The sequence below is a fragment of the Pseudomonas sp. BBP2017 genome, assembly GCF_003024385.1.
Taxonomy (GTDB): domain Bacteria; phylum Pseudomonadota; class Gammaproteobacteria; order Pseudomonadales; family Pseudomonadaceae; genus Aquipseudomonas.
Window position 1 is genome coordinate 1 of sequence record NZ_PVZN01000026.1, and the last position, 17,804, is coordinate 17,804.

Below are 17,804 nucleotides of genomic sequence, written 5' to 3' on the forward strand. Positions count from 1 at the left end.
GGCAAGAGCGCGAAAGTCGCGCTCATTGCCTGCATGCGGATACTGCTGATCAGGCTGAACGCCATGCTACGCGACGGTACCGAATGGCGGTGACGAATAGCATGGTGAAGACAGTTGCTCCCACCGGTTCTGTGGGAGCGGGCTTGCCCCGCGATGGTTTCAAGCACTGAAGCTGTTCTTGTAGGCCTTCAACGCCTTCAATCGCTCACCCTTGAGCGCTTCTCCCAGTGCCTGCCCGGTCAGTCCTTGCTGTACCAGTGGTTGCACCTGTACTGCCCGCGCTGCCGCCGCTGCACCGCGCAGGTAATCGGCTTGCGGGTACTGCCGCTGCTCCAGCCCCTTGCGCCCCCGAGCGTCCATTTCGCAAGCAGCAATGAACTCCTCAAAACGCTGCGGCCGACGATAAACATCGAAGCTTTGCAGCAATTCGAGCAAGGTCGAGGCCCTGAGCTCCAACGCGCGGTGGCAGTGCGTGTGGTACTCGCCGACCAGCGCCGCCAGTTCCTGGCACTCGCGTGGCACCTTGAAGCGCTGGTTGACGGCCTTGATCAGCTTGAGCCCGCGTTGCTCGTGAGCGATGTGCCGAGGCCATTCCTCCTCTGGGGTGAGGCCTTTGCCCAGATCATGCAGCAGGCAGGCCCAGCGCACGCTCAGGGGTTGCTGGTGCCGGGCGGCCTGTTCAAGGACCGAGAGGGTATGCAGACCACTGTCGATTTCCGGGTGGTGGGCCTCAGGTTGCGGTACGCCGAACAGAGCGTCGAGTTCAGGCATCAGCTCTTTGAGGGCGCCACAATCGCGCAGCGCTTGGATGAACACCTGAGGTTGATCTTCCATCAGTGCCCTGGCGATTTCTTTCCAGCTGCGCTCGGCGGTGAGTGCCTGGAGTTCACCGGACTCGCTGAGCTGGCGCATCAGCTCAATGGTTTCCGGCGCTACCTTGAAGCCCATTGCGGCGTAGCGCGCGGCAAAGCGGGCTACGCGCAGGACCCTCAAAGGATCTTCGGCGAATGCCGGGGAAACATGGCGTAAAATTCGGGCTTCGAGGTCTTTCTGGCCGCCATAAGGATCGCTGACGTTACCCTGCTCATCTTCGGCCATGGCGTTGATGGTCAGATCGCGCCGGATCAGGTCTTCTTCAAGGGTTACTTCGGGGCTGGCGTGAAAGGTGAACCCGCCGTAACCGCGGCCACTCTTGCGCTCGGTGCGCGCCAGGGCGTATTCCTCGCCGCTTTTGGGGTGGATGAACACCGGAAAGTCGGCACCCACGGGCCGATAGCCGAGCGCCTGCATTTGCTCTGCGCTAGCGCCGACCACAACCCAGTCGATATCACTGACCGGCTGGCCGAGCAGGCGGTCGCGTACGGCACCGCCGACTTTGTAGATCTGCATGAAAATCCTCCGTTGATGCCACAGGATACCCTGTATGGCAGCAACGGAGGGCTGGCTAGAGGTGCACGACTGCCAGGTCCAGGCGGCCGTACTCGGCTTCGCCATGCTCGCCCTTGGGCGGCACATGGTGGGTTTTCATGATCTGGTCACCCTGCAGGGTTTCCAGGTGGATATCAAAGCCCCAGAGGCGGTGCAGGTGCTTGAGAACCTCCTCGGTCGAGTCACCCAGCGGCTTGCGATCGTGTTGCTGGTGGCGCAGGGTCAGGGAGCGGTCGCCGCGACGGTCGATGCTCCAGATTTGCACGTTGGGCTCGCGGTTGCCCAGGTTGTACTGGGCGGCCAGGGTTTCCCGGATGATCCGGTAACCGCTTTCATCATGGATGGCCGGCACCAGCAGGTCATCGCGCTGGTCGTCATCGAGAATGCTGAACAGCTTGAGGTCGCGGATCACCGTGGGAGAAAGGTACTGCAGGATGAAGCTCTCGTCCTTGAAGCTGCTCATGGCGAACTTGATGGTCGACAGCCAGTCGCTGCCGGCGATTTCCGGGAACCAGCGACGGTCCTCTTCGGTTGGGTGTTCGCACATGCGCCGAATGTCCCGGTACATGGCAAAACCCAGGGCATAAGGGTTGATGCCGCTGTAGTAGGGGCTGTCGAAGCCAGGCTGAAACACCACGCTGGTATGCGACTGCAGGAACTCCATCATGAAACCGTCGGTGACCAGTCCTTCGTCGTACAGGTCGTTCATTAGGGTGTAGTGCCAGAAGGTCGCCCAGCCTTCGTTCATCACCTGGGTCTGGCGTTGCGGGTAGAAGTACTGGGCGATCTTGCGCACGATGCGCACGATTTCACGCTGCCAGGGTTCAAGCAGCGGTGCGTGTTTCTCGATGAAATAGAGAATGTTTTCCTGCGGCTCAGCCGGAAAACGCGCGTTGTCACGATCGCTGTTCTTGTCGGCGCCCTTGGGGATGGTCCGCCACAGGTCGTTGATCTGCTTTTGCAGGTGTTCTTCGCGCTCCTTCTGCCGACGCCGTTCCTCCTCGGCGGAAATCGGGTAGGGGCGCTTGTAGCGGTCGACACCGTAGTTCATCAAGGCGTGGCAGGAGTCGAGCAGGTCCTCCACTGCATCGATGCCATGGCGTTCCTCACACTGGGTGATGTACTGCTTGGCGAACACCAGGTAGTCGATGATCGAACTGGCATCGGTCCAGGTACGGAACAGGTAATTGCCCTTGAAGAAGCTGTTGTGTCCGTAACAGGCGTGCGCCACCACCAGGGCCTGCATGCAAATGGTGTTTTCTTCCATCAGGTAGGCAATGCACGGGTCGGAGTTGATCACGATCTCGTAGGCCAGGCCCATCTGGCCACGGCTGTAGGACTTCTCGGTACTGAGGAAGTGTTTGCCATAGGACCAATGGTGATAGCCCAAGGGCATGCCGACGGACGCGTAGGCGTCCATCATCTGCTCGGCGGTGATCACTTCGATCTGATTGGGGTAAGTGTCCAAGGCATAGCGCTCGGCCAGGCGGCTGATTTCCCGGTCATAGGCCTGGATCAGTTCGAATGTCCATTCGGAACCGGTGGAAATGGGTTGGCGCTTCTGCTCTCTAGCGGTCATGTCACTAACCTGCGCTGGAAGAGTTCACGGAAGACCGGATAGATATCGCCGGCCGACACCAGCTGCTGCTGGGCGAAGGTATCGGCAAAGGCCTCGCCGATACGTTCATATTCGAACCACAATGCCTGATGTTCGCGGGGGGTGATCTCAACGTAAGTGTAGTACTGGACGAACGGCATGATCTGCTTGGTGAGAATCTCGCGGCAGATCGGCGAATCATCGTTCCAGTTATCGCCATCAGAGGCTTGCGCTGCGTAGATATTCCATTCGTTGGCCGGGTAGCGTTCGGCCATGATCTCCTGCATCAGCTTCAGGGCGCTGGAGACGATGGTTCCGCCGGTTTCCCGGGAATAGAAGAACTCCTCTTCGTCGACTTCGCGGGCACTGGTGTGGTGGCGGATGAATACCACTTCGATCTTGTCGTAGTTGCGCTTGAGGAACAGGTACAGAAGGATGAAAAAGCGTTTGGCGATGTCCTTGGTGGCCTGGGTCATGGAGCCAGAAACGTCCATCAGGCAGAACATCACGGCTTTGGAGCTGGGGTTGGGCTGCTTGATCAGCAGGTTGTACTTGAGGTCGAAGGTATCGAGGAAAGGTACATGGTTGATGCGTGCGCTCAATCGTTCGATTTCGGCTTCAATTTCCTGAATATCGCCGAAATTATCCGGCTCTTCCCGTTTAAGGCGCGCCAGCTCCTCTTGAGCTGCGCGCAGCTTGGCGCGACTGCTGCCGGACAAGGCAATGCGCCGGGCGTGAGCAGAGCGCAAGGTGCGGATGATGTTGATGCGTGACGGGTTACCTTCATTGCTGATACCGGCTCGCACGGTCTTGAAGGTGTCGGTGCCGGCCAGGTGGCGTTTGACCAGGTTGGGCAGTTCCAGGTCTTCGAACATGAACTCGAGAAATTCCTCCTGGGTAATCTGGAAGACGAACTCGTCCATGCCCTCGCCGGAGTTGCCGGCCTTGCCACGCCCACCGCCACCGCCACCGCCCTGTGGTCTGGCGATGTGTTCGCCGGCGGTGAATTCCTTGTTGCCTGGGTGCACCACGGTCTGCTTGCCGCCGCGGCCATGGTGAAGCACCGGCTCGTCGATATCGCGACCGGGAATGCTGATCTGCTCACCATGCTCCATGTCGGTAATGGAGCGGCGACTTACGGCCTCCTCGACGGCTTTCTTGATGTGGTCACGGTAACGCCGCAGAAAACGCTGGCGGTTGACCGTGCTCTTGTTCTTGCCGTTCAGGCGTCGGTCGATCACATAGCTCATAGGCCCCTCCGGGGAGCTGAAGACTCAAGCTTCAAGCCGCAAGCCGGGCCAGGCGGCTGACAAGAGCCTGGCGCAAAGCTTGCGGCTTGCCACTTACAGCTCGGTCACTGCGATTTTCTGACTCGCAGGTACCATTCCGAGAGCAGCCGAACTTGCTTGTCTGTGTAGCCGCGTTCCACCATTCGGGTGACGAAGTCGTTGTGTTTCTGCTGATCCTCTTTGCTCGCCTTGGCGTTGAAGCTGATGACCGGCAGCAGGTCTTCGGTGTTGGAGAACATTTTCTTCTCGATCACTACCCGCAGTTTTTCGTAGCTGAGCCAGGTCGGGTTCTTGCCATTGTTGTTGGCCCGGGCGCGCAGCACGAAGTTGACGATCTCGTTGCGGAAATCCTTCGGATTGCTGATGCCCGCCGGTTTCTCGATTTTTTCCAGTTCTTCGTTGAGGGCGATGCGGTTGAGGATTTCGCCGGTTTCCGGATCGCGGTACTCCTGGTCCTGGATCCAGAAGTCGGCGTACAGCACGTAGCGGTCGAAGATGTTCTGGCCGTATTCGCTGTAGGATTCCAGGTAGGCGGTCTGGATTTCCTTGCCGATGAACTCGATGTAGCGCGGTGCCAGGTACTCTTTCAGGTAGCGCAGGTAGCGCTCGCGCACCTCGGCCGGGAACTGTTCCTGCTCGATCTGCTGCTCAAGCACGTAGAGCAGGTGCACGGGGTTGGCGGCGATCTCGTGGGGATCGAAGTTGAACACCTTCGACAGGATCTTGAAGGCAAAACGGGTCGACAAACCGTTCATGCCTTCGTCCACCCCGGCAGCGTCCCGGTACTCCTGGATCGACTTGGCTTTTGGATCGGTGTCTTTGAGATTCTCGCCGTCGTAGACGCGCATCTTCGAATAGATGTTCGAGTTTTCCGGCTCTTTGAGGCGCGACAGCACGGTGAACTGCGCAAGCATCTTCAGGGTGTCAGGTGCGCAATGGGCCTTGGCCAGCGAGCTGTTGAACAGCAACTTGTCGTAGATCTTGATCTCGTCGCTGACCCGCAGGCAGTAAGGCACCTTGACGATGTAGATCCGGTCGATGAACGCTTCGTTGTTCTTGTTGTTGCGGAAGCTGTGCCATTCCGATTCGTTGGAGTGGGCCAGCAGGATCCCGGAGTAGGGGATTGAACCGAGGCCCTCGGTACTGTTGTAGTTACCTTCCTGGGTGGCGGTCAGCAGCGGGTGCAGGACCTTGATGGGGGCTTTGAACATCTCGACGAATTCCATCAGGCCCTGGTTGGCCCGGCACAGTGCACCCGAATAGCTGTAGGCGTCGGCGTCGTTCTGTGGGAACTCCTCGAGTTTGCGGATATCGACCTTACCCACCAGGGCGGAAATGTCCTGGTTGTTCTCGTCTCCCGGTTCGGTTTTGGCGATGGCGATCTGATTGAGGATCGACGGGTACAGTTTGACGACCTTGAACTGGCTGATGTCGCCCCCGAACTCGGCCAGTCGCTTGGTCGCCCAGGGCGACATGATGGTATTGAGGTAGCGTCGCGGAATACCGAAGTCCTCTTCGAGAATCGCGCCGTCTTCCGTGGCGTTGAATAGCCCCAGAGGCGACTCGAAGACCGGCGAGCCCTTGATGGCATAGAAGGGTACCTTCTCCATCAGTTGCTTGAGTTTTTCGGCCAGGGAGGACTTGCCGCCACCCACGGGGCCGAGCAGATAGAGGATCTGTTTCTTCTCTTCCAGACCCTGAGCGGCATGGCGGAAGTAGGAGACGATCTGATCGATGCACTCCTCCATGCCATGGAAGTCTTCAAAGGACGGATAGCGGCGGATTACCTTGTTGGAGAAGATGCGCGACAGCCTGGAGTTATGCGAGGTGTCGACCAGTTCCGGCTCGCCGATGGCCATCAACAGGCGTTCAGCCGCCGACGCGTAAGCACTGCGATCCGTTTTGCAGAGCTCAAGGTACTCTTGCAGCGAAAGTTCTTCCTGGCGGGTGGACTCGAAACGTTGTTGGAAGTGGCTAAAAATACTCATGACGTCACCTCGCTCGATACGTGGAGCCGACGCCGGATCAGTCAGCTGATGCTGGCATGCAATCGACGAATGCCGACTGCTGTATACCCCCCAGAACACCTAGAACTCGCTACCGATGACCCGCACGCCGGTGTACCGGCTCTCCCCTTTTTGGATGGCCTGGGCTTAAGGATAGTTGGTAATCGGGGAGGTCAAGGGTGGTTGCGCATGAAGTTCACCGTGACCGTTTGTCTGGTCAGGCGCGAGCCCGCACAGGACGCGGGCTGCGAGAGATGAAAAAAATTATTCGGCAGTGCTTTGGGCGGTTTCTGCCGGGTACGTGCCACGCCACAGCTCAAAGCCACCGTCGAGGCTGTAGACGTCAGAAAAGCCCTGGCTGACCAGATAAGCAGCAGCGCTCTGGCTGGAGTTGCCGTGATAGCAGACCACCACCGTGGGGGCGTCGAGGTCGGCGCCGCGGATGAAGTCTGCCACCGAATGGTTGTCTAGATGCCTGGAGCCGGTGATGTGGCCGAGGGCATAGGTTTGCGGGTCGCGAATATCGACCACGACCGCACCTTGCTCACGCAGCGCCTGGGCCTGCTCGGGAGGGATGCGTTTGAATTCGCTCATGGGTACGGTTTCCTTCAGGGCTGGTCGTTCATTCTAGCGGGTTGTGCCGACGCTGGCTGAGGGCGCGGCGTGCCTTCGGCAGTGCAGTCACAGCGATGGAACTGGCCGCTGTCGACATTGTACAGGGTCATCGTCCCGCCCCAGACGCAGCCGGTGTCCAGGGCAATCACATCCGGCTCCTTGCAGCGGCCTTCAAGTGCCGCCCAGTGGCCGAAGATGATTTTCACATGACGCGAGCGCCGTCCTTTGTGGGCGAACCAGGGCTTGTAGCCCGGTGGAGCGGTCTCGACACCTTCTTTGCCCTTGAGGTCGAGCTTGCCGTCACTGGTACAAAAGCGCATGCGGGTGAAGTAGTTGGTGATCACCCGCAGGCGAGTCACACCACTGAGGTCCTTGCTCCACTTGTTCGGCTCGTTGCCGTACATGCCGTCCAGGTAGATCTTGAGGCGGTTGTCGTCGCGCAGCACTTCCTCGACTTCCCCTGCCAGCTCCAGCGCTTTGCCCAGGGTCCATTGCGGTGGGATGCCGGCATGGACCAAGGCTACGCCGCGCTGTTCGTCGTAGTGCAGCAGCTTTTGCCGTCGCAACCAGTCCAGCAGCTCGCCAGCGTCCGGTGCCTGAAGAATCTCTCGCAGGGTGTCGCTTTTTTTCAGGCGCTCGATGTTATGCCAGGCTGCCAGCAGGTGCAGGTCGTGGTTGCCCAGTACGCAGACCAGCGAATCACGGATGGCGTACAGAAAACGCAGGGTTTCCAGAGACTCCGGGCCGCGGTTGACCAGGTCGCCGACCAGCCACAGGCGGTCAACGGCGGGGTTGAAACTGACCCGTTCAAGCAGACACTTGAGCGGTTGCAGGCACCCTTGCAAGTCACCTACTGCATACACTGCCATCAGTGCAGGGCTCCGGGAACGGCCAGGCGGAACGGGGCAATGATGGCGTCGAAGCGCTTACCGTCTTCGGCGAACATCTGATAGCTGCCCTGCATGGTGCCGACCTGGGTGCTGATCACGGCGCCACTGCTGTAGGTATGGCTCTTGCCGGGTTCGATCAGCGGTTGTTGACCAATCACGCCGGCGCCCTTTACCTCTTCGACCTGACCGTCGCCATTGGTAATCAGCCAGTGGCGCGACATCAGTTTGGCCGGCACCGAGCCATTGTTCTGCACGGTAATGGTGTAGGCGAAGGCGAAACGCTCGTTTTCGGGGTCGGATTGTTCTTTGAGAAAGCGGGTCACGACGCTGACGTCGATCTGGTAGCGGGGATCAGACATGCAAGGGGCCTTGGAAGCAGACGCGGATACGGCAATTGCGTTCAGTCTAGGCTATTGGCAGGGTTGCCGGCCAGTCATGCGGGCATGACTGGCCATGGCAGCAGCTTAGTGGCTGCCTTGTTGCTCGGCCAGCTTGTCAGCCAGGCGGACGAAGGCGGCCAGGTCCAGCTGTTCTGGGCGCAGGCTGCCGTCGACGCCAGCGGCTTCGATGGCTTCGCTGCTGAGCAGGGCCTTGAGCGTGTTGCGCAGGGTCTTGCGCCGTTGATTGAAGGCTTCGCGAACGATGCGCTCAAGCAGGCGGTGATCCTTGGCCGGGAACGGCAGGGTTTCGTGCGGGACCAGGCGCACGATGGCCGAGTCGACCTTCGGTGGCGGATTGAATGCACCGGGGCCTACGTTGAACAGGTGTTCGACCCGGCAGTGGTACTGGACCATGATCGACAGGCGCCCCCAGTCACCACCACCGGGACCTGCAGCCAGGCGCTCGACCACTTCCTTCTGCAGCATGAAGTGCATGTCGCGGATCAGCTCGGCGTTGGCCAGCAGGTGGAAGATCAGAGGCGTGGAGATGTTGTATGGCAGGTTGCCGACCACGCGCAGGCTGTGCGGCGCGGCGCCCAGGCTGGTGAAGTCGAATTTCAGGGCGTCGCCCTGATGCAGGCGGAAGTTGTCGCGGCCAGCGAATTGCTGGTTGAGAATCGGCACCAGGTCCTTGTCCAGCTCGACCACGTCAAGCTGCGCGCCGCTGCCCAGCAGGCCTTCGGTCAGGGCGCCCTGGCCCGGGCCGATTTCCAGCATGCGATCGCCCGCCTTGGCGTGGATCGAGCGCAGGATGCGGTCAATGACCCCGGCATCGTGCAGGAAGTTCTGGCCGAAGCGCTTGCGCGCCCGGTGTTGGTATTGCTCACTCATAGTCGGGTCTCGGCCATCTGGTAGGCGGTTTCCAGGGCGACTTGCAGGCTGCCGGTGTCAATTTTGCCGCTGCCGGCCAGATCCAGGGCGGTGCCGTGATCGACCGAAGTGCGGATGATCGGCAGGCCAAGGGTCACGTTGACGGCGGCGCCAAAGCCCTTGTACTTGAGTACGGGCAAGCCCTGGTCGTGGTACATCGCCAGCACTGCGTCGCAGTGCTCCAGATATTTGGGGGTAAACAGGGTATCGGCGGGCAACGGGCCGCGCAGGTCCATGCCTTCGCTGCGCAGGCGCGCCAATGTCGGTTCGATGGTGTCGATTTCTTCATGGCCAAGGTGGCCACCTTCACCGGCGTGCGGGTTCAAGCCGCAGACCAGGATGCGCGGGTTGGCGATGCCGAACTTCTGTTGCAGGTCGGCATGCAGGATGCGCGTGACGCGCTCCAGGCGCTCCGGGGTGATGGCGTCGGCCACATCGCGCAGGGGCAGGTGAGTGGTCACCAGGGCCACGCGCAAGCCGCGAGTGGCCAGCATCATCACCACTTGTGCGGTGCCGGTAAGGTCGGCGAGGAATTCGGTGTGGCCGGAGAAGGCGATACCGCTCTCGTTGATCACACCTTTGTGCACGGGCGCGGTGATCATCCCGGCAAAATGCCCGTCCAGGCAACCTTGGCCTGCGCGGGTCAGGGTTTCCAGGACGAAAGCGGCATTGGCCTTGTCCAGCTGACCAGCCACCACCGGGTTCTGCAGTGGCGTATCCCAGACATACAGGCTGCCCGCCGCGGCGGGCTGGTCGGGGAGGGCGTCGAGGCTGACCGGGAGCAGGTTGACGGCCACACCCAGCTGCGTGGCCCGCTCGGCGAGCAGGTCACGGCTGGTGATGGCAATCAGGGGGTGAGGCTGGGCTTGCGCGGCGAGCAGCAGGCACAGGTCGGGACCTATGCCGGCTGGCTCGCCGGGTGTGAGGGCGAAGCGCTGAAGTTTCACTGGGAGGCCTGATCGGCGCCAGGAAGCTTGATTTCAACGTAGGCTTCGTCACGGATCTGACGCAGCCAGGTCTGCAGCTCTTCGTCGTACTTGCGGTTACGCAGCACGTTCATCGCTTGTTGCTCGCGGGCCTGTTCGGTGCTGTCGGTGGCGCGACGGCCAAGGACTTCGAGGACGTGCCAGCCGTATTGGGTTTTAAACGGTTTGGTGACCTGACCCTGCTGGGCGCTGGCCATTTCTTCGCGGAACTCGGGCACCAGTGCATTCGGGTCGATCCAGTTCAGGTCGCCGCCGTTGAGGGCCGAACCCGGGTCTTCAGAGAAGCTCTTCGCCAGTTGGGCAAAATCTTCGCCGCTCTGGATGCGCTCGTAGAGTTTATCTGCCAGTGCTTTGGTGGCCGCTTCGCTGCGGATCTCGCTAGGCTTGATCAGGATATGGCGAACGTGCACCTCGTCACGCACCAGGGTCTGGCCGCCGCGTTTTTCCTGCAACTTGAGGATGATGAAGCCGCCCGGGGTGCGGACGGGCTCGGTGACATCGCCGACCGACATGGAGCTCAGCAGGCGGTCGAAGGGAGGTGGTAATTGAGCTGCTTTACGCCAGCCCATTTCGCCGCCTTCCAGCGCGGTTTCGCTTGCCGAACGGGCGATGGCCAGTTGAGCGAAGTCGGCACCCTGCTTGAGCTGCAGGTAAACCTGCTCGGCTTGCCTGGCTGCGGCCTGGATGGTGGCCGAATCTGCGCGCTCCGGGGTTGGGATCAGGATGTTGGCCAGGCGGAACTCTTCCGACAGCTGCATCTTGCCCATGTCCGAGGCGAGGAAGTTCTTCACTTCCTGTTCCGAAACCTGAATACGTTCGGCCACACGACGCTGACGCACACGGCTGATGATCATCTCGCGACGAACCTGCTCGCGAGCATCTTCATAGGACAGACCGTCGCGCGCCAGGGCTGCACGGAACTGCTCCAGATTCATGCCATTGCGCTGGGCGATGGTGCCGATGGCCTGGTTCAGCTCTTCGTCGGTGATGCGAATGCCGGAGCGATCGCCGATCTGCAGTTGCAGGTTTTCGACGATCAGGCGTTCGAGCACCTGTTGATCGAGCACGCCAGTGGGCGGCACAGAGCCACCACGCTTGGCGATGGTCTGCTGGACTTCGCGCACGCGCTGGTCCAGCTGGCTCTTCATGACCACGTCGTTATCGACGATGGCCACAACGCTATCCAGAGTTTGCACAGCGGCATGCGCCGTGCCGCTCAGTAATACAGCGCCCAGCAACAGCGGGCGCAGACAATCAGTAAGCTTGGTCTTCACGTTCACGATAACCTTGAATGCCTTTGTCGAGGAAAGACTCGACCTTATTGCCCACTACGCCGCCGAGGCCTTTCAGCACAATCTGCAGGAAGACGCCGTGGTCGCCTTGTTCGTTTTGCGGAGCTGCCTGGCTAAAGTCGTCGTAGTCAATCCAGTAACGGTTGATCAGACGCAGCTTCCAGCAGCAGTTGTCGTATTCGAAGCCACCAAAGGCTTCCAGGGTACGGTTCTGGCTGTAGTCGTGCTGCCAGCGAGCGATTGCGTTCCACTGTGGAACGATCGGCCACATGACCGAGAAGTCATGTTGCTGGATTTTGTAGTAATCCTTGACGTAGTTCGGGCTGCCTGGGGTGCCATAGTCGCTGTTGCCACCTGCCGACCAGGTACCTGTCGCCTGATCGTAGCGAACCATGTCATTGCGGTAGCGATAGCCGAGGTTGACGACTTTGTTCACGTTGTCTTCAGGCTGGTAGTGGAACATCGCACTGCCCGAACGGGTGCTGCGGCTGTCTGGATCCCAGTTGAAGTCGGAGTTGAAGCGCCAGTCGCGGTTGTAGCGATATTGGTACTCAAGCGCGTAAGGCGATACGTCAGAAAGTGAATCGTCGCGGGTGCGGTAGTCGATACCCGGCAATTGCACCTTACGATCTTTGAAGTACAGTGCTTGACCGACGCTGAAGCGTTGACGCTCGAAGCCGTTTTCTTCGATCCAGCGGTTGGTCACACCCAGCGACAGTTTGTTCTCGTCACCAATCCGGTCGCGACCGCTGAAGCGATTGTCACGGAACAGCGAGCTGTAATTGAATGTGCTCTCGCCAGTGTCAAAGACGGGAATGTCTTTCTGATCTTCATAGGGCACATACAGGTAGTACAGGCGTGGCTCAAGGGTTTGACGATAGTTTTTGCCAAACCACTGGGTGTTACGGTCGAAATACAGGCCACTGTCGACGTTGAAGATTGGCACATTTCGATTCTGCGTACTGCTGTATCTGCCGCGAAGTTCGGAGCCAGTCGCCGCCTGCTGTTTACCCTGGCTGTCCAGGTCCAGCTCGTAATGTGTAGTGGTGTATTTGATCGATGGCTTCAGGTAGCCATAGGTCGCAGTAAGCGGCAGGCTGATTTCTGGCGCCGCATAGAATCGATCGCCATTGGCACGGGCCAGGCCGAATACGTTCTGGTCGATCCGGCCGCCGTCTGCGCGCACGCTGGTGTCCAGGTTGCCGTCTTCGTCAAACACTGGGCCACTTTTCAGGTCGCGGTCGAAGCGAACTGCTTCGGTTTGATATTTCAGATCAAGGCCACCTGGATGATACGGCAGCATCCCGTTGAAGGTGATCTGCGGCAGGCGATCATACGGGGTGATCTTGGAGATGGTCGCCATCTCATAGGCATGCATGTTCAGTCGCGCGACGTAGTCATCGCCACGATAGGTTAAGGCGCCTTGCTGGTTGACGACGTCTTTGCTCTCGACCCCAATCTGATCCGATTCCAGATCCTGGAAGTAGAACGGATCGCTGATGTCGGTGTAGTCAACTTCCGCCAGCAGCCGCTCATCCAAGCCACCCTTGTGCTGCCAGTTGACCATCCAGCGCTGATCTTTGTAGTCAGTCTGTTCCTTACGATCATCATTCTTGTCATTCAGGTAAGCACCACCAAACTGACCTTCACTGGACTTGGTCAGGTAGCGGAACTCGCCTTCCATCAACATGCCGCGTTTGGCCATGTAGCGTGGATACAAGGTGGCGTCGTAGTTTGGCGCCAGGTTGAAGTAGTACGGCGTAACCAGCATGAAGCCGGTGTCGCTGCTGGTGCTGAACGACGGTGGCAGGAAGCCGGACTGACGACGGTCGTCGATCGGGAAGTAGATATACGGTGTGTAGAACACCGGGAAATCCTTGACCCGCAGGGTGACGTTGGTCGCGGTACCGAAGCCGGTAGCCGGGTTCAGGGTGATGTTGTTGCCTTTGAGCTGCCAGGCGTTGCTGTTCGGCTCACAGGTGGTGTAGGTACCATCCTTGAGGCGGATGATCGCGTTCTCGGCACGCTTGGCGTACAGCGCGTTACCGCGGACACGCGACTTGTGCATGACGTATTCGGCGTTGTCGACCTTGGCTTCACCGGTGTCGAGCTGGATGTCGGCATGATCGCCAACCACCAGCGAACCGTTGTCACGGATCTTGACGTTGCCGCTGAGCTCGCCGCGGTTTTCGGCCTGGTACAGGTTGGCCTCGTCGGCCTCGACCTGCATGCTGCCCTGACGCATGACCACATCACCGGCGAGGGTGGCGATCTGCTGCTCCTGCTGGTAGCGGGAAACCTTGGCGCCGATGAAGGTCGGTGCTTCGTCCTTCGGCGTGGTGTCATCCATGCCCGGACGGGTCGGCTCGATGTAGGCGCCGGCGCAATAAGGCCCGGTTTCGGCGAGCTGGGCAGGGGTCAGCTGATCACGCGGAACCCAGTCCAGGTGGCTGTAGTCATCACTGCGGGTTTTGAGGCCACGGCCCTTGCTCTCGGTAACGAGCATCGGGCCTTTGCCAGCTTCTTCGACGGCTTCGCCGGTCTCAGCGCTGGCTTCACCCGTCGAGCTGGCAGCTGCACCCGGATGCACCGGACGAGGCGGCAGCGCGGCAGCGTTGGCTTTGGGCTTGCAGTCCCAGCCTCCGGCAGCGGACACTTGGCAGTCGAATTGCTCTGCGGCGACCACATACGAGGTGGCCAGAGGTTGCAGCGCCAGCAGACCGCCGGTGACCAGCAACGGGAATTTTTTACGAAACGCGGGGGATTTCAATGCCATCTTATTAGTCCGGGCTTCCTGCGTGCCATCTGCCCGCGTGTGGGGCCGCACGCCTCTCGATGGTCTGAAAAAGATGCTGGATAATAAAGCATGACCCGCTTGACGGCTAGGGCCGTCGGAGACCCTTGTAATGCCTGATCACGATGTACGCCTGCAACACCTCACTGTCTGGCTCGATGCACAACTGACCGATCTGTTTCATAAACAGGGTTGGGGTGCGGTTCCAGCGGCTAGCCTGACCGCTGCGAGCAGCGATGCTAGCTTTCGCCGCTACTTCCGCTGGCAGGCCGAAGGCCACAGTTTTATTGTCATGGACGCACCGCCGCCGCAGGAAAACTGCCGTCCCTTTGTTGATATCGCCCATCTGCTGGCCACCGCCAGGGTCAATGTACCGGTGATTCACGCGCAGGATCTGCAGCGTGGGTTCCTGCTGCTCAGCGACCTGGGTACGCAGACGTATCTTGATGTAATCAATGCCGACAATGCCGATGGTTTGTTCAATGACGCCATCGAAGCGCTGCTGGCCTTCCAGCAGTTGCCGATGGACGCGCCGTTGCCAAGCTATGACGTGGCCCTGTTGCGCCGCGAGCTTGAGCTGTTTCCCGAGTGGTATGTCGGTCGCGAGCTGGGCCTGGGCTTTACAGATGCGCAACTGGCCGCCTGGCAGCGCATCAGCAGCCTGTTGATTGACAGTGCCCTGTCCCAGCCGAAAGTGCTGGTTCACCGCGACTATATGCCACGCAACCTGATGCAGAGCGTTCCGAACCCCGGCGTGCTGGACTTCCAGGATGCGGTGTACGGCCCGGTCACTTATGACATTACTTGCCTGTTCAAGGACGCCTTCTTGAGCTGGCCGCAAGCGCGAGTGCAGAGCTGGCTCAAAGATTACTGGGGACGCGCGCAGGCCAAGGGCATCCCGGTCCAGGCCGACTTTGAAGCCTTTCACCGTGCCAGCGACTTGATGGGCGTACAGCGCCACCTGAAAGTCATCGGCATTTTTGCCCGTATCTGCCACCGCGATGGCAAGCCACGCTACCTGACCGATGTACCACGTTTCTTCGCCTATATAGATGAAGTGATTGCCCGCCGTCCTGAACTGGCCGAGCTGGATGAACTGATCGAGAGCCTGCAGGCTGCGGGCGGAGCGCGTCCATGAAAGCGATGATCCTGGCGGCGGGCAAGGGTGAGCGGATGCGTCCGCTGACCTTGCACACGCCAAAACCTCTGCTGCCAGTGGCGGGCGTGCCGCTGATCGAGTACCACCTGCGCGCCCTGGTGGCAGCAGGTTTCAAGGAAGTGGTAATCAACCATGCCTGGCTCGGTGCGCAAATCGAAGCTCATCTGGGTGACGGTGCCGGTTGGGGATTGAGCATCAGCTACTCGCCGGAGGGCGAGCCGCTGGAGACCGGGGGCGGGATCTACAAGGCTTTGCCCTTGCTCGGCAATGCCCCCTTTGTGCTGGTCAACGGTGATGTCTGGAGCGATTACGACTTCAGCCGTTTGCCGCCAAAGCCTGCGGGCCTTGCCCATCTGGTACTGGTCGATAACCCCGGCCATCACGGCAAGGGCGATTTCTGCCTGCAACAGGGGTTGGTCAGTGATGGCCTGGACGGCGCTGCCACCCTGACCTACAGCGGTATTGCAGTCATTGACCCAGCCTTGTTCGATGGCTGTACGGCAGGGGCCTTCAAGTTGGCACCGCTGTTGCGTGAGGCGATGGCGTCGGGTCGGGTCACGGGGGAGCATTTCAGTGGCCACTGGGTGGATGTCGGCACGCAGGAACGTTTGGCTGAAGTTGAACAACTGATCAAAGGGCGCCGTTGACATGTTGTGGCCGAGCACAGTGATTGGTGCCGGGGCCGGCTTCGCCATTGCCAGCATTCCAGGGGCATTGCTGGGGGCGTTGCTGGGTCAGGCGATGGACCGCCGCTTGCAGTTGCACAGTTGGGCCCATGTCCGTGAGCGCCTGGGCGGGCGTCCGGTGCTGCGTGATGATGAAGTGCTGTTCGTCCTGCTCGGGCGTCTGGCCAAGTGTGACGGGCGGGTGGTCGACGGGCATATTCAGCAGGCACGTCAGGAGATGCAACGACTGCAAATGAGCGAGCCTGCGCGTCGCCGGGCGATTGCTGCGTTCAACCGCGGTAAGGGCGGCAAGGACCGCCTGGGCGTCTACCTGCGTCGCTTGAGGCAACAACCCCATGCCGCCGAGGGCATGTTACGCGCCTGTTGGCGTATGGTCTGGGCCGACGGTCGGGCGGGGCGCCACGAGCGCGAGTTGTTGCTGGATTGGGGGCAGCAGTTGGGCTGGTCGGCGCCCAAGGTCCAGGCGCTGGCGTTGGAATATGAGCCTCAGCGGGCTGGCCTGTCCAGCGCCAGCCTTGGATACCAGGACGCTTTGCGTATGCTCGGCGTTGAGGCGCACGCAGAGCCCGGGCAGATCAAGCAGGCGTATCGGCGGCTGGTCAGCCGCCACCATCCGGACAAGCTGGTCGGCAGTGGCGCCAGCCCATCCCAGGTGCGAGAAGCCACCGAGCGCACCCGTGAGCTGCACCAGGCCTACGCGATCATCCGCCAGCGTCGCGGTTTCTAGTCGACCTTTTCCGGGCTCAGCCAGCCACGCACCCGGCGGAACAGTTGCTCCTGTTGCGCCGCGCTGTTGCCGGGCATGGCGGTCAATCCTACCTGACGATAATTGTTGTCCTTGAGCCGTTTGCTGGCTTGCAGACGCTGTTCGGCAGCGCGTCGCGCCTGGGACTGGTTGGTGTAGAAGAAGTCAGCGGTGGGGACTTTCAGCGAAGGCGCAAGGGCGTCGAGGCTCTGTTCGGCTTGTGCGGGCGTCTGTGCTGCGACCATCACCAGTTTTTGCACCTGTGCCGGTTGCCGCTCGCTGAGATAGCGGGCGGCCCAGTAGGCGCCACTGCCATTGCCCAGCAGGACGATGCTCCGCGCGTTGTGCTGCTGAGCGTAAGCCACAGCGGCATCGAGACGAGCGAAGATGCGCTCGGCATCGGCTTTGTCGTTGATGCCTGGGGCCTCGGGTTGGGCTGCACTTTCGCTGACTTCACTCTCGGCGGTCGTGGCTTTTTCGACGCTGGCATTGGCGTCGTCAGGCGTGTCCTTGGCCGGTGCGCTCTGACCTTTTTCCACCGGCTGGCTCGGAGCCGGTGCAGTCTCGGCACGTGCTTGCGGGCTGTCGGCCAGCAGGTCCGGCAAGCTCAGGCTCAGGCTGTGCCAGCCAGCGTCTGGAAACTTGCGGCGCAAGGGGCCGACGGTCTTCGGCCAGTCGGCGGTTTCGCCGGCACCGGCGAGGATGATCAGTGCACCGTCAGGTTCGCTGGTGTTGGCCGGTTTCCACAGCGTGAGGAAATGGTCACTGCCGGCTTGCAGCATTTGTTGCTCGGCCTGGGGAACCTGCCGCTCCAGCGCCAGGGCATCTTCCTGGCTGCGTTCAGCCAGCGGTTGGCGCTGGACGGTTGTCGGTGGAGTGTTTTCGGCGGCTGGTGGTGTTTCATCTGCAGCCGCTTGTGCGCTACAAGGTAGTATCAATGCAAGGCAAAACGCCGGAAGCGTCGTGCGAAAAAGTGCGAACATGGAGTGGTCCAGGCCAGAATAATA

The 17,804-nt window shown here is 60.4% G+C and carries 15 protein-coding genes; 3 read left to right on the forward strand and 12 right to left on the reverse strand.

Annotated elements, in window-relative coordinates:
* Positions 1-159: 159 nt before the first annotated feature.
* From C6382_RS22440 to C6382_RS22490, 11 genes are all read right to left on the reverse strand, one after another.
* On the reverse strand, positions 160-1,389 hold the full coding sequence (locus C6382_RS22440; RefSeq protein WP_107026508.1) for a multifunctional CCA addition/repair protein: 1,230 nt from the start codon (positions 1,387-1,389) through the stop codon (positions 160-162).
* 55 nt (positions 1,390-1,444) lie between these two features.
* Positions 1,445-3,007: a SpoVR family protein gene (locus C6382_RS22445; RefSeq protein WP_107026509.1), complete on the reverse strand. Its 1,563-nt coding sequence runs from the start codon at positions 3,005-3,007 to the stop codon at positions 1,445-1,447.
* Positions 3,004-4,275 carry a YeaH/YhbH family protein gene (locus C6382_RS22450; RefSeq protein WP_107026510.1) on the reverse strand — a complete coding sequence of 424 codons (1,272 nt, stop codon included), beginning with the start codon at positions 4,273-4,275 and terminating at the stop codon, positions 3,004-3,006. Before C6382_RS22450 ends, C6382_RS22445 begins: the two co-directional genes overlap by 4 nt.
* 104 nt (positions 4,276-4,379) lie before the next feature.
* Positions 4,380-6,302 carry a PrkA family serine protein kinase gene (locus C6382_RS22455; RefSeq protein ID WP_107026511.1) on the reverse strand — a complete coding sequence of 641 codons (1,923 nt, stop codon included), beginning with the start codon at positions 6,300-6,302 and terminating at the stop codon, positions 4,380-4,382.
* Between the two features lie 282 nt (positions 6,303-6,584).
* A complete protein-coding gene (gene glpE / locus C6382_RS22460; RefSeq protein ID WP_107026512.1) occupies positions 6,585-6,914 on the reverse strand; it encodes a thiosulfate sulfurtransferase GlpE in 330 nt (109 codons plus the stop codon).
* 14 nt (positions 6,915-6,928) lie between these two features.
* Positions 6,929-7,804, reverse strand: a complete 876-nt coding sequence (locus tag C6382_RS22465; RefSeq protein ID WP_107026513.1) for a symmetrical bis(5'-nucleosyl)-tetraphosphatase — start codon at positions 7,802-7,804, stop codon at positions 6,929-6,931.
* On the reverse strand, positions 7,804-8,184 hold the full coding sequence (gene apaG / locus C6382_RS22470; protein WP_107026514.1) for a Co2+/Mg2+ efflux protein ApaG: 381 nt from the start codon (positions 8,182-8,184) through the stop codon (positions 7,804-7,806). Before apaG ends, C6382_RS22465 begins: the two co-directional genes overlap by 1 nt.
* A gap of 105 nt (positions 8,185-8,289) precedes the next feature.
* Positions 8,290-9,096, reverse strand: a complete 807-nt coding sequence (gene rsmA, locus C6382_RS22475) for a 16S rRNA (adenine(1518)-N(6)/adenine(1519)-N(6))-dimethyltransferase RsmA (RefSeq protein WP_107026515.1) — start codon at positions 9,094-9,096, stop codon at positions 8,290-8,292.
* Entirely contained in the window at positions 9,093-10,082 is a 990-nt protein-coding gene (gene pdxA, locus C6382_RS22480) for a 4-hydroxythreonine-4-phosphate dehydrogenase PdxA (RefSeq protein ID WP_107026516.1), read from the reverse strand. Before pdxA ends, rsmA begins: the two co-directional genes overlap by 4 nt.
* On the reverse strand, positions 10,079-11,395 hold the full coding sequence (gene surA, locus C6382_RS22485; protein ID WP_107026517.1) for a peptidylprolyl isomerase SurA: 1,317 nt from the start codon (positions 11,393-11,395) through the stop codon (positions 10,079-10,081). The genes pdxA and surA overlap by 4 nt, the downstream gene beginning before the upstream one ends.
* Complete coding sequence (locus C6382_RS22490; RefSeq protein WP_107026518.1) at positions 11,376-14,189, reverse strand: LPS-assembly protein LptD; 2,814 nt, start codon at positions 14,187-14,189, stop codon at positions 11,376-11,378. The genes surA and C6382_RS22490 overlap by 20 nt, the downstream gene beginning before the upstream one ends.
* A gap of 130 nt (positions 14,190-14,319) precedes the next feature.
* On the opposite strand from C6382_RS22490, the gene C6382_RS22495 reads away from it, so the two are divergent.
* Genes C6382_RS22495 through C6382_RS22505 form a run of 3 tightly spaced genes read left to right on the forward strand, consistent with a single transcriptional unit; the run spans position 14,320 to position 16,779 of the window.
* Positions 14,320-15,345, forward strand: coding sequence for an aminoglycoside phosphotransferase family protein (locus tag C6382_RS22495; protein ID WP_107026519.1), 1,026 nt, complete (start codon positions 14,320-14,322; stop codon positions 15,343-15,345).
* The gene (murU, locus tag C6382_RS22500; protein WP_107026520.1) at positions 15,342-16,013 is read left to right on the forward strand and encodes an N-acetylmuramate alpha-1-phosphate uridylyltransferase MurU; all 672 of its coding nucleotides are present in this window, start codon (positions 15,342-15,344) and stop codon (positions 16,011-16,013) included. Before C6382_RS22495 ends, murU begins: the two co-directional genes overlap by 4 nt.
* A gap of 1 nt (position 16,014) precedes the next feature.
* Positions 16,015-16,779: a TerB family tellurite resistance protein gene (locus C6382_RS22505; RefSeq protein ID WP_107026521.1), complete on the forward strand. Its 765-nt coding sequence runs from the start codon at positions 16,015-16,017 to the stop codon at positions 16,777-16,779.
* Here the strand turns inward: C6382_RS22505 and C6382_RS22510 are convergent.
* Positions 16,776-17,780, reverse strand: coding sequence for an alpha/beta hydrolase family protein (locus C6382_RS22510; protein ID WP_107026522.1), 1,005 nt, complete (start codon positions 17,778-17,780; stop codon positions 16,776-16,778). The two genes, C6382_RS22505 and C6382_RS22510, sit on opposite strands and share 4 nt — an antisense overlap.
* Positions 17,781-17,804: the final 24 nt, after the last annotated feature.